Origin of the sequence: Ruthenibacterium sp. (assembly GCF_017421385.1) — a bacterium.
Lineage (GTDB): Bacteria > Bacillota > Clostridia > Oscillospirales > Ruminococcaceae > Ruthenibacterium > Ruthenibacterium lactatiformans.
The window spans coordinates 1-11604 of sequence record NZ_JAFOIN010000027.1; the positions used below are offsets into that span (position 1 = coordinate 1).

The window sequence follows — 11604 nt, forward strand, 5'->3', positions numbered from 1 at the left end:
CGTTGTCCTGGCAGATGCGGTTCCAGCAGGCTCCATACCGCATCGCTGATGTCGTGGCGTTGTTGTTCATTGCTCATGGGAACACCTCTTTCGGCTCTCTTGCTCCCATTATACCATATCGCTCGTGTAAACACTATTTAGCAAAAGAATTTGTATTAATCACGTCTAATGCAAACCATCCGGCCTTTGATGTAGATGAAAGCAATCTGCATATCATACGCCAAAATGGTCCCTCACTGAAAGAGGCACTTGCTGAACTCAAATCAGAATACGGTTGTGAAAGAATAACGATACAAAGCGGAGGTACGTTAAACAGTTTATTTCTTTATGAAAAGTTATTCGATTATATTGATATCGTCATCGCCCCTGTTTTGATCGGCGGCAAAGATACGCCCACACTCATTGACGGAAAATCCCTGTTGTCCGAAAGTGAATTATCAAAAATTGGCGTGCTGAAGCTGCAAGAATGCATGGTTTTGAAAAAGTCGTATTTACGATTGCGTTATAAAGTGATCCACTGACCAAATCCCGATTTATCGGGATGCACCTGAAAAAAGCACGCCAAAGCTTCCCTTGCGCAAACAGGGCTTTCAGCACCAGCCCGCCGCCTTGAAGCAGGCTTCCGCCATAACGCCGGCTCTGTCTTTGCTGCGGAGCGCCTGCTCCAACTTCTTGCGTACAAAAGGCCGGGCACCCCTTTCGGATACCCGGCCTCATTTTTTCAAAAGCCTTTGCAGCGCGGCGTCGTCCAGCAGGTTCACGGTTTCAAACTTTCCTTTGTAAAATACGGCCCAGTTGTTGAAAACACAAGGCAGCTCCTTCGCCTTTTGCAGCGTATCCACCCGGACGAGGGACAGCGGCACGCCGTTCGCCCCGCAGTACCGTTCCACCCGCTCCACGCGCTGAAGGATATACGGGCACTGCATATCGTAGAAGACCGTCAGCTCCTTGTTTTCGATCTGTTGCTTTTTCGCATGGGGCGCAAAGCGGGGCTTTGTCCCGTCGAAGGAAAGCGCCAGCAGCTCATAGCCGTTTGGCGCAGTATCCACTGTCCGAAAACCGAATTTTTTTGCAAAGGCCTGGTCTGAAAGCCATGCCTTTTGCTTTTCCGCGCCCAGCATGCACACGCCGGACTTTCCTTTTGCCCGGGCGTCGGCCAGACAGTATTCCATCAATGCCCGTCCGTAGCCTTTGCCCTTGCTTTCCCCGCAGACCCACAGACAGTAGATATAGTAATAGCTGTCTCCCAGCACCGGCGTCCATGCGGTTTCAAGAGGGGCGTATTCGATGAATACCGTAGCCTTTGCGTTCAGCTTGCGGAAAATGTGGCCCTCCTTCAAGCGGTCCGCCAGCCACTGCCGTTTCGCTTCCACGCCCGGATGCGCTTTTTTGCTGCGTATGATGCAGCACAGATGTTCGCCGTCCAAATTTTCCGGCGTCAGGTTTATAAATCCGGCGTCCATGGCTTTTCTCCGCCTTTCCGTTTTTCTTTCAACAAAAGCCGCTGCGTTTGCAGCGGCTTTTTGGCCTGTCTTCTGCGATTCAGCCCCGGTAAGCCCTGCGCAGCAGCAAGGCTGCCGCCACGGCCAGCGCAAGCGCTGCAGCCAGCACGCACGCCCACAGCAATGCGCCCGTGGCCACGCCCGTCTGGGGCAGAGCCGCGCCGGAAGTTGTGTCCTGCGCGGGCACGGCCTCCCATTTTGCATACAAAATGGTATCCTGCTCCACCGTGTCCGCGGCAAAGTCCCAAGCGTCCGTCCGCGCAGCGTCCCTGTACCAGCCCTCGAACGTATAGCCCTCCCGCACCGGAGACGACGGCTCGGCGATGCGCGCGCCCTGCGTCACATTTTGCAGCGCCTCCACGGCGCTTCCGCCGCGGCTGTCGAAGGCGACGGTATATGCCGCCGGCTCCGGCTGCGCCTGAGACGACGGGGGCTGCGCCTGTACGGCCGGCGCGGACGAGGACTGCGCCGCAGACGAACCGGAGGCAGGCGCGCCACCCACCCGCAGCGCGGGAATGCCGCCGTTCAGCGCAAATACCGTCACGGCGCAGGCAAGCGCCAGCACCAGCATCAGCAGTGTGCGGCGCAGCACGCGGCGGCGCTTTTCCCGCCGCAGGTATTCCCTGCTCCATGCAAGCTGGCGCTCGGCCTCGGTGCCCTGCCGTTCTGTTTTCCTGCGCATGCCGCAGCCCTCCTTTCACGCCCCCGGAACGGGGCTTTTCTGCTTTTCCTTACGCCAGCGGGATGAGCTTCGCGCACACCACATAGCGCAGGTCGTTTGTTTTCGACGTACAGGTGCACAATGTGAGCACCCTGTCTCCCGGCGCGGGTTCCACCGGCGAGATGATATCCGACTGCGCGCGCACCCGCTCCGCAAATGCCGCCATCCCGTCCGCAGAGGTGAACTCATGCACGTATGGGTACGCCCGCTCCTGTACCACGAACGCACCGAATACCCAGGCCGTGTAGCAGCCGCCGGGCGTATGCAGCGTGAACGTGGGATTTTTTTCAAAGTATTCCTGCTTCTGATACCGCAGCAGCGGTGCGAACACACCGCCGCCCGTATCCATATGATGGCCGAAAATAAAAGACTGGTCGTCGGAAAAGGACGCGCTGTTGGCGCTGTCCAGAAACGCCGTGCCCAGCATGTTCCGCGTCCCGTCGGGCAGATGGTCCAGATAATAAATGTTGTCCGCCCCTTGGGCCACAGGCGTATCGATGTCCCCTCCGCAGCCTGTCAGCCAGGCCGTCACGGCCGGATAATCCCGGCGCAGCGTCTCAAAGTCCACAGGGCAAGCATGGGCGGGCATTTCCGCCCCGTCTGTGCCCGCCGCGCTCTCACCGGCAGCAGACACGGCCGTCTGCTGCATTTCCCGCGCCAGCTGCGCCGCACGGGCCGCGTCGCCGTACACGCGCCACAGCCGCCACCCGGCAAAAGCCGCCAGGGCCAGCAGCGCCGCCAAAACGGCCCAGAGCAGCACACGGTACGCACGTTTTCCGCGCGGCATCGCACCGCCCCCTTTTCTGCCGTGGAGCGCCGCGCCGCCGCGCATTTCGGCATACTATCCTGATTTTTCATTGTACACGCCGCCGGGCCCGCCGTCAAGCGGGAGTCCATGGAAAATCAAGGCACGCGGACAAAAAACGGCCGGGCGTTTCCTGCCCGGCCGGAATCTATCCTCAGCTGCGCCGTTTCCCTGCTGCGCACACGGCTCTTACCGCTTTGCGACGGGCAGCCAAACCTCAAAGCTGCTTTCTCCGGACAGGCCGTCGTCCAGGTACACTTCGAGATCCGGCGCCTGGCCCCACTCGTAGCCCGAGCCGGGCAGCCATTCCGAAACCACGCGCTTTTGCAGCTCCTGCATGGCGGCGGGCATGGAACCCCGGCCTGGAAATACGGCCCAGGTACAGGCGGGCACCACATATTCGTGCATTCCCTCGGGCGCAGGACGTGTGCTGGCCACAGCGATGTAATAATAATTTTCCGCGTCCGGCATACAGGTGCTGACGCCCAGAATCCCTTTCGGTGCGGCGTCCATCAGCAGGCATAGGCGCGGTATGGTGCCGGACGCCGCCGCTTCGCCCCAAAATTCCGGCACCCGACGGAACGAATCCTCGAAATCCGGCAAAAGCGGTTCGCGCACGCCCACGATACGGAAGGCTTCTTGTTTGATGATACGGTAATCCATTTCAGCTTCCCCCTTGACGGTGATCTTGAAGCTGATACGGGGATATGCTTTCAGGGGTGCGCCGTCCCTCTGCGCTGCAGACGGCGAAACGCCGTGCACGCTTTGAAACGCGCGGTTAAACGCCGTCGGAGACTCATAGCCATACCGCAGCGCCACATCCAGTACCCTGCCTCCGTTCTGAAAGTCGAACGCGGCCAGCGTCATCCTGCGGCGGCGCAGATATTCCGAGAGCGGCACCCCTGCGATATACGAAAACATCCGGCCGAAATGATAGACCGAGCAGCACGCCAGCCGTGCCGCGTGCTCCATATCCGCCGTACCGGCCAAATTCGCTTCCAGATATCCCAGCGCGTCGTTCATTCTGTCCAGCCATTCCATCCATATCAGCTCCTTGCATCCATCATAGCAGGGCCGCACCCGGCGCGTCCTCTCATTTTTTGCAGCAAAATGCGAGGCGTTCCTGTTTTGCCTCCGTCCCCTGTGTGCGCCGCACAGCCAGCGCCCGGAATTTCGCCGCCTTCGGGATGCACGTGGCTGCGAAGAGCGCCGCTGCGCCCCGGCCCGCCTTTTTGCGCCAGCGGCGCGGTACGGCCAGCCCCAGCAGAACGCCCAGAGCGAACATACAGCACTTCAACTCGGCCAGGTCCCGCCAGCCCACCTGCTTTGTGTAATCCTCTGCCGCCTCCAACAGGTTTTTCATCCGCCCACACCTCCGCTTTATTTTCTTTCAGTATAACAGAAAGCAGGCGGAGCGCAACCATATATGCTATACTATTGATAAAAACGCCGGGCCCCCGGCCCGCAGGCAAGGAGGATACAATGAACGAAGTTACGACTGCCCAAATGAAAGAACTGGAGCGCCTGGCCGACGCGGCTGGGCTCCCGTACCCGCGCATGATGGAAAACGCGGGCGCAGCCGCCGCCCGGGAGCTGATGGCCCGCGTGCCGGGCCTGAAAGCCGCGGCGGTGTTCTGCGGCAGGGGCAACAACGGCGGCGACGGGCTTGTGGCGGCGCGCCGCCTGCAAGACGCCGGTGTGGAGGTGATAGCCGTTCTGGCCGAGGGCGAGCCGGCCACACCGGACGCCGCCGCCAACCGGGAAGCCGCGCAGGACCGGGGCGTGCATATACAGACGCTGGACGGCCTGACGCTGCAGGACGAGGTTTTCATCGCCCGGGCGGACGCGCTGGTGGACGCAGTATACGGCACGGGCTTTCACGGCGCTCTGCGCCCGGCGGGACAGCGCGCGGCCGCAATGCTGAACAGCGGCCGCTTTGTGCTGGCGCTGGACGTTCCAAGCGGCGTGTGTGCGGACACCGGCGAAACGGCCGAAGGCGCGGTGCGCGCGCATGTCACCGTTGCTTTCCACGCGCCCAAACCCTGCCACCGGCTGGCAGCGGAGCAATGCGGCACGGTCGTCACCGCAGATATCGGCATTGGTGCAGCGTTGGGCGAGGAATAAGGTCTGCGGCATTCTTGTAAAACCTGTGCCGCGCTTATCGACTTCCCCGCGCCGTTGTGCTATAATCGGCTTGTTTTGAAAAAAAGGAGTGTATTTCGGCGTGGGCATCAAGAGGATCGGCGGAGGGATGGCCGTGAACCAGATCACCGAGGGAGTGATCTGGAAGCAGCTGTTGTATTTCTTTTTCCCGATTTTGTTCGGTACATTTTTTCAGCAGCTTTACAACACGGCGGACGCCGTCATCGTGGGGCAGTTCGTTGGTACGCAGGCGCTGGCCGCCGTGGGCGGCGCTACGGGCTCTCTCATCAACTTCTTCGTCAACCTGTTCGTGGGGCTTGCCTCCGGCACGACAGTGGTCATCGCGCAGGCGTACGGTGCGCACGACGCAGAGAGCGTCGGCGGTACGGTGCATACCTCGGTGGCGCTGGCTCTGGCCGCGGGGCTTGGCCTTACGGCAGCCGGCGTGGCGGCCGCGCCCTGGGCGCTGAGCGCCATGGGCACCCCGGCCGACATCATGGACTTTGCCCTCATCTATCTGCGCGTTTACATGCTGGGCACCATCCCGTCCTTTTTGTATAACGTGGGTTCCGGCATCCTGCGGGCCGTGGGCGACACCCGCCGCCCGCTGTACTTCCTCATCATCGCGTGCCTGGTGAACATCGCTCTGGATGTTGTGCTGGTTGCGGTGCTGGGCATGGGCGTGCTGGGCGCGGCTTTGGCCACCATCCTTTCCCAGGGCGTGAGCGCGGTGCTGGTGCTTGTGTCGCTGACGCGCGCGGAAACGGTGTACCGGCTGGATTGGAAGCAGGTGCGCTTCCATGGACGCCTGCTGGGGGATATCCTGCGCGTGGGCGTGCCTGCCGGGCTGCAGTCGAACATGTACGCCATCTCCAATATCCTCATTCAAACAGCCATCAACGGCTTCGGCACGGCCACAGTGGCGGCCTGGACGGCGCACGGCAAGGTGGACGGCTTCTTCTGGATGATATTGGGCGCGTACGGTATTTCCATCACCACCTTTGCCGGGCAGAACTTCGGCGCGCAGAAGTACGACCGCATCCGCAGGAGCGTACGGGTGTGCCTTGCGCTTGGCTTCGGCAGCGCTGTGCTGATGAGCGTGCTGTACTGCTCTCTGGCGCCGTATCTGCTGGGCCTGTTCACCAGGGACGCCGAGGTGGTGTCCATAGGCCTGGACATGGTGCGGCAGCTGGTGCCGTATTACTTCACATATGTCTGCATTGAGATCCTGGCCGGCGCGGCGCGCGGATGCGGCTGCTCACTGGCGCCGATGCTGATGACCTGCGGCGGCGTATGCGTGCTGCGCGTGGCTTGGATCTTTATTCTGCTTCCGCTGCGGCCCGAACTTTCCACCGTGCTGGTGAGTTATCCGGCCAGCTGGGTGTTCACCAGCGTACTGTTCATTTTTTACTATTTGCAAGGAGGCTGGCTGCGCGGACGCATCCGTAAGATGGGCTATGCGCCCGAGGAGCGCGGCCGCAAAAAAGAAGCCGGCGCGCACTGACGGAGTTTGCGCCTTTCCGCAACAGACAAAAGCACAGGGCCTTTGGCCCCGTTCGCCGCGCACGGCGCGGGGTTATTTTAAATGAAAAAGGGATTCACCACCCCTTTTTGGCGGCATTCGCCGCGTGGCTTGCACTTTGCTGCGCAAAGATGCATGGCTTTGCCACCGCCAGCTTTTTCCCCCGGACTTTTCTTTTACCTCTTTATCTTTTTCGACAGTCTGAAAAGCACAGGGGCAGGTCTTTACCTGCCCCTGTGCTTTTCCTTCCTGCGCTGAACGCGCAGGGCAAAGCGCCGCTCCCGGTCCGCCTGCTCCTGTTCCCGGCGCGCGGCGGCACGGGCCTGTTTGCCGGCACCGCGCGCCAGTGCCAGCGCCTGCTGCGCCTTCGTTCCCACGCCTTGTACGGCAAGGGAACGCCGGGCCATGCGCCGGGCACGCTTCGGGTTTTCCTCCCGGGGCCTCCGGACATCCGCCAGCGGGGGGCCAAAGTGCAGCTGCGCCCAGTTTTGCAGCATCCACTCATAGATCTCGCCGTCTTTCGGCTCCGCCCCAAACACCACACGGCAGGCCGTAAGGCCGCCCGGTTCCTCCCGCTCGTACACGCCTACCCAGAAAGGGTCCTCAAAAAACACGGTAAACGACGCCCGAGACTTCTGCATCCGTCTCTTCCTCCCTTTAGAAAATCCTTGCAGGGAACGGACGACCCGGGAGGGAAGGTTACTGACAGGGCATGCACCCCGCGCGCGGACTACCGACCGCGCCGTGTTTTTATCTCTGCCGTTTTATTATACTGCGCGCTGCGGCACTGTACAAGAACCGTTCATTCCTCTGCCCGGCAAACGGGGAACAGCACGCCCGTCTCCAGTTCCTCCGGGTCGTGCACCATGGCCTCGTCCTTGATATACCGTTCAATGGCCGGACCGCAGACTTTATATTCCGGATGATGCGCCACCCACCCACACAGGGCATCATATGCATACTTGATATTCTCATATGGGCCAGTATGCGTCACAGCCGCGAACGTGCCCGCCGGGATCACCGACACATTCGGTCCGTCCGCGTCTACAGCCGCCTGTGCTTCAACATCCATATGCTCATAAGAAAACTCCTCTCCGTGGTACCGCGCCTGTGTGGGGCCGGTACGCCGCACACCTGCCCGCTTCATTTGCGCGCGCAGTTCCGCGAACAGGTCGTGCATCTCTCCAATCTGAATGGTCCGCCGGACACTGAATACCTTCTGCGCCGGAGCCTGCATTAAGATTACATGATAAGTATCGTTTGCCATGCTGGTTCCCTCCATTTGAACGATGGCAGCTTCCATCCGGCGGATGACCCGGCGCATCTCGTTCAATTGGGCATACGCGCTTATGCGCCTCACATGGATGCGGTGTGCCAGTTCTGTTTCCGGCAGCAAAAGCAGCTCCTTCACTTCTGCCAGTGTAAAGCCATAACTCTTGAGCGTCTCGATCTTTGCCAGCGCCGGCAATTGGCCGCCTGTATAATAGCGGTATCCGTTTTCACCCATATGCGCGGGGCGCAGCAGCCCCATTGCATCATAATAGCGCAGGCTGCGTGCCGAAACATGCGCCAGATTGGAAAATTCGCCGATGGTATACATGCCGTTTTTCTCCTCTTCCGCCCGTTCCCGGGAACGGGCACGTATGGACCGGTCCTGTAACGACTATATACCTTGCCACAGTGACAAGGTCAAGGCTTTCCGAAAAAATTTTTTTGCTGCTCCGTTTTGCCGCGTCGTCTTTCCGCAGCGGACGTGCCGGAATTTTGTTTTCCGTTTCCGTTGGCTGAAACGGTAAAAAATAAGGCAAACACAAAAGTGCCTGCCTCAGCTTATTAAAAGCTTCCTTTTCAGCGCATTGACGCAGAAAACCGGTGCCGTTCATCCCACGCCCCGCACGCGCATGCTGCGCAGGTACGGCACCTCCAGCAGCAGCATACAGAGCCATCCCGCAAGGCTGGCCCACGCCACGGCTGTAAGCCCCATGCGGGGCACCAACAGATACACGAACACAACGCGCACCGATATCTGCGTGAACGTGCCTGCCAGAGTGATCTTCATATCTCCCAACCCGCGAAAATACCCCTGCAGGCCGTTGGTGTACGCAGGCAGCAAATAGAAAAACGCCATGAGGAACAGATAGGACGCACCCAGTGCCACGGCGCTTTCATCCGCCCCCACGAACAGGCGCATGATAGGCGCGCGCAGCGGCAGGACGACGCAGAACAAAAGCATCCAATATCCGGTCTCCACCATCAGCCCCCGGGACAGGCCCATGCGCATACGCCCGTATTCCTTCGCGCCCCGGTTTTGGGAGACAAATGTCATCATCCCCGAGGAAATGCTTTGCTCCGGCGTAAACGCGAAATCATCCACCCGGCTGACGGCGTTGAACACCGCGATGGCCTCTACGCCGAGCCCGTTCACACAGCCCTGGATCAGCAGTTTTCCCACCGGCTGGCAGGCCTGCTGCAGCGCCGTTACGCTGCCCTGCTGCAGCGTCAGCTTCATCAACATCCTGTCCGGCCGCAGCTCTGCTCTGGTAAGGCGCAGCGCAGCAAGATTACGCTCTGTATAAATAACACATAAAATTGCAGAAAGGCTTTCGGCGAGGACGGTGGCAATTCCCGCGCCCACCGCACCCCAGTGCAGGCCTGCCACAAACGCCACGTCCAATCCGGCGTTGAGCACCGATGCCAGCGCCAGAAAACGGATGGGGGTGCGGGAATCGCCCACACTGCGCATGGCCGCCGCGTAAGCGTTGTAGACAAAGGTAAACGGCATACCCAGAAAAATGATGCACAAATATGCCCGGGCCTGCGGAAATATCTCGTCCGGAACGTTCAGCAGGCGCAGCAGCGGCCCGGCCAGCGGCAAGCCCAGCGCCAGCACCGCCGCCGAAAAAAACAGTCCCAGAAACAGCGTGGCCGCAAATTCCCGCCGCAGCTTCTCCGTATCCCGCGCGCCGAAATATTCGCTCATCAGCACCGATGCGCCGATGCAAAGCCCCGAAACGCCCAGGATGATGATGTTCATTACGGGGTTGGCCGTACCCACGGCCGCCAGGGCGCCGGTGCCGGCAAAGCGCCCCACGACGATGGAGTCCACCGCATTGTAGGCAAGCTGGAACAGATTGCCCAGAATGATAGGTACGGAAAAGCTCACCAGATGGCGCGTTACATTGCCGCGCGTCATGTCCCGAATCATGCATCAGCCCTCCCCGGCGCGGCCCGCGCCGCGCCCGTATGCTTTTCAGTATAGCGGAGCGGGCACGGGTTTTCCATTGTGATTGCAAGGCATTTTCCGCTGAGCCTTGCGATTTTTGCTCAATTTCCGCCGGAAGCGGCCGCGCCCCGCCCGGCTTTCAGCCGTGCGGGGCGTGTTTTCGGTCTGCATTAAGCGAGATGCGCGCCGTCAAATACGGCTTTGGCCGCGCTCTGCGCCGCCAGGACTCTGTCGCACCAGGTGTCGAACTCCGGATCCGGCGTTTGCAGCTCCGGGTGCGCCAGCAAATATTCCACCGCGCCGCGGATACCCTGGGCCATGGAAACGCGGGGCGCGAAATCCGGCACGAGCCGCTTGATCTTGGTGTTGTCAAAGCGTACGTTGGCGGCCTTGTCGCCCAGCAGCGGACCTTCAAAATCATAGCCCGCGGCCCGGCCGCATACGGCCAGGAATTTGCTGGCGACATATGCCGCGCACAGCGGCGCACCCATGGCTGACGCGAGCACCGCGTAGATCTGGTTCCACGTCATCCCCTCGTCGGTGGTGATGTGTACCGCAGTGCCCAGCGCGTGGGGGTTACCCATCAGACCCACAAAACCCACGGCAAAATCATCGGCATGGGTGGCCGTCCACAGCGACGTGCCGTCGCCGGGGATGATAACGGGTTTGCCCGCCCGGATGCGGGCCAGCGTCTGCCAGCAGCCGCGTGCGCCGTGCAGCGCCACCACGGCCTTGCCGCCGCAATAGGTGTGGCTGGGGCGCACGATGGTCACCGGAAAGCCTTCCTCCCGGTACCGCTCCATCAGGAAATTTTCGCAGGCGATCTTATCGCGGGAATACTGCCAGTAAGGGTTTGCCAGGGGGGTGCTTTCGGTGATGGGCAGCGCGGCCACGGGCTTCTGGTATGCCGACGCGCTGCTGATAAAAATGTACTGGGCCGCGCGCCCCGCAAACAGGCGCACGTCACGCTGGACGTCCTCCTCGGTAAAGGCGATGAAATCCACCGCCACGTCGAACCGCTCGTCTCCCAGTGCGGCCTTCACCGCAGCTTCGTCATGGATGTCTGCTGTAAGCACCCGCGCGCCCCGGGGCGCGCGGGCCGCGTTGGTGCCGCGGTTGAGCAGCGTCAGTTCCCAGCCGCGGGCCAGCGCCAGAGCGCCGACGGCTGTGCTGATGACCCCCGTGCCGCCGATGAACAATGCTTTCATGGGTCGTCCCCCTTTTTTGTGATGCTTTCGCCGTGCCTGCCGCGCAGTCCGGCGTTATGATTTTATTGTAAAGCGCCCGCGGACAAAAAGCAAGCGCGGAGGCCTTGCGGCCTCCACGCCAGCTTGGTGAAAAAGCTTCGCTTTTGCGCCAAGCTGCCTACGAACAGGGCCTGCGGCCCCGTTCGCCGCGCACGGCGGCCTTCGGCGGGCGCTTCGCTCTACACGCCTCGGCACTAGCCCTGCGGGGCGTCGCGGGGTTATTTTAAATGAAAAAGGGGTTCTCCACCCCTTTTTCAAGCTTTTTCCCAGGACGCTTCTTTTCCTTCTTTGCCTTTTTCGAAGTGAATTGTCAAACTAAGTGCAACAGGAATTGAGCTCGAAGTCCCATAATTCCTGAGCAGAATGGAAGTACAGAACTTTGCGAGGCCTGGCGTTCAACAACGCCAGGTTTCGTTTTAATGTGGCGGGAGCAACACGGGAA

The 11604-nt window shown here is 60.6% G+C and carries 12 protein-coding genes; 3 read left to right on the plus strand and 9 right to left on the minus strand.

Annotated elements, in window-relative coordinates:
• The coding region (locus IIY41_RS03235; RefSeq protein WP_287399661.1) for a dihydrofolate reductase family protein at positions 1–521 on the plus strand (521 nt) is incomplete at its 5' end.
• A 192-nt stretch (positions 522–713) separates the two neighbouring features.
• On the opposite strand, the gene IIY41_RS03240 is transcribed toward IIY41_RS03235, so the two are convergent.
• The 5 genes from IIY41_RS03240 to IIY41_RS03260 all read right to left on the minus strand — a co-directional run bounded on the left by IIY41_RS03240 (position 714) and on the right by IIY41_RS03260 (position 4391).
• Positions 714–1463: a GNAT family N-acetyltransferase gene (locus IIY41_RS03240; RefSeq protein WP_270847510.1), complete on the minus strand. Its 750-nt coding sequence runs from the start codon at positions 1461–1463 to the stop codon at positions 714–716.
• 79 nt (positions 1464–1542) lie between these two features.
• Positions 1543–2184 carry an InlB B-repeat-containing protein gene (locus IIY41_RS03245; protein ID WP_050006601.1) on the minus strand — a complete coding sequence of 214 codons (642 nt, stop codon included), beginning with the start codon at positions 2182–2184 and terminating at the stop codon, positions 1543–1545.
• A 49-nt stretch (positions 2185–2233) separates the two neighbouring features.
• The gene (locus tag IIY41_RS03250) at positions 2234–3010 is read right to left on the minus strand and encodes a class B sortase (protein WP_165858854.1); all 777 of its coding nucleotides are present in this window, start codon (positions 3008–3010) and stop codon (positions 2234–2236) included.
• A gap of 207 nt (positions 3011–3217) precedes the next feature.
• Positions 3218–4069: an AraC family transcriptional regulator gene (locus IIY41_RS03255; protein ID WP_287399662.1), complete on the minus strand. Its 852-nt coding sequence runs from the start codon at positions 4067–4069 to the stop codon at positions 3218–3220.
• A gap of 52 nt (positions 4070–4121) precedes the next feature.
• Positions 4122–4391 carry a hypothetical protein gene (locus IIY41_RS03260; protein WP_009323738.1) on the minus strand — a complete coding sequence of 90 codons (270 nt, stop codon included), beginning with the start codon at positions 4389–4391 and terminating at the stop codon, positions 4122–4124.
• A gap of 119 nt (positions 4392–4510) precedes the next feature.
• Here IIY41_RS03260 and IIY41_RS03265 point away from each other — a divergent pair, with 119 nt between their 5' ends.
• Both IIY41_RS03265 and IIY41_RS03270 read left to right on the plus strand, forming a co-directional pair.
• On the plus strand, positions 4511–5152 hold the full coding sequence (locus IIY41_RS03265) for an NAD(P)H-hydrate epimerase (protein WP_050006604.1): 642 nt from the start codon (positions 4511–4513) through the stop codon (positions 5150–5152).
• Positions 5153–5252: 100 nt separating this feature from the next.
• Complete coding sequence (locus IIY41_RS03270) at positions 5253–6674, plus strand: MATE family efflux transporter (RefSeq protein WP_242853541.1); 1422 nt, start codon at positions 5253–5255, stop codon at positions 6672–6674.
• Positions 6675–6916: 242 nt separating this feature from the next.
• Here IIY41_RS03270 and IIY41_RS03275 read toward each other — a convergent pair whose 3' ends face one another.
• The 4 genes from IIY41_RS03275 to IIY41_RS03290 form a co-directional block, all read right to left on the minus strand.
• Entirely contained in the window at positions 6917–7333 is a 417-nt protein-coding gene (locus IIY41_RS03275) for a YjdF family protein (protein WP_009323735.1), read from the minus strand.
• 161 nt (positions 7334–7494) lie between these two features.
• Entirely contained in the window at positions 7495–8292 is a 798-nt protein-coding gene (locus IIY41_RS03280) for a MerR family transcriptional regulator (RefSeq protein WP_050006605.1), read from the minus strand.
• A gap of 279 nt (positions 8293–8571) precedes the next feature.
• Complete coding sequence (locus tag IIY41_RS03285) at positions 8572–9897, minus strand: MATE family efflux transporter (protein WP_050006606.1); 1326 nt, start codon at positions 9895–9897, stop codon at positions 8572–8574.
• Between the two features lie 188 nt (positions 9898–10085).
• A complete protein-coding gene (locus tag IIY41_RS03290) occupies positions 10086–11069 on the minus strand; it encodes an NAD-dependent epimerase/dehydratase family protein (protein WP_412432063.1) in 984 nt (327 codons plus the stop codon).
• Between the last annotated feature and the right edge of the window lie 535 nt (positions 11070–11604).

What these genes read in the sequence shown, in the direction of transcription:
- IIY41_RS03240 (WP_270847510.1), bottom strand. Translation starts at nt 1,463, where the DNA reads ATGGACGCCGGATTTATAAACCTGACGCCGGAAAATTTGGACGGCGAA.
- IIY41_RS03245 (WP_050006601.1), bottom strand. Translation starts at nt 2,184, where the DNA reads ATGCGCAGGAAAACAGAACGGCAGGGCACCGAGGCCGAGCGCCAGCTT.
- IIY41_RS03250 (WP_165858854.1), bottom strand. Translation starts at nt 3,010, where the DNA reads ATGCCGCGCGGAAAACGTGCGTACCGTGTGCTGCTCTGGGCCGTTTTG.
- IIY41_RS03255 (WP_287399662.1), bottom strand. Translation starts at nt 4,069, where the DNA reads ATGGAATGGCTGGACAGAATGAACGACGCGCTGGGATATCTGGAAGCG.
- IIY41_RS03260 (WP_009323738.1), bottom strand. Translation starts at nt 4,391, where the DNA reads ATGAAAAACCTGTTGGAGGCGGCAGAGGATTACACAAAGCAGGTGGGC.
- IIY41_RS03265 (WP_050006604.1), top strand. Translation starts at nt 4,511, where the DNA reads ATGAACGAAGTTACGACTGCCCAAATGAAAGAACTGGAGCGCCTGGCC.
- IIY41_RS03275 (WP_009323735.1), bottom strand. Translation starts at nt 7,333, where the DNA reads ATGCAGAAGTCTCGGGCGTCGTTTACCGTGTTTTTTGAGGACCCTTTC.
- IIY41_RS03280 (WP_050006605.1), bottom strand. Translation starts at nt 8,292, where the DNA reads ATGTATACCATCGGCGAATTTTCCAATCTGGCGCATGTTTCGGCACGC.
- IIY41_RS03285 (WP_050006606.1), bottom strand. Translation starts at nt 9,897, where the DNA reads ATGATTCGGGACATGACGCGCGGCAATGTAACGCGCCATCTGGTGAGC.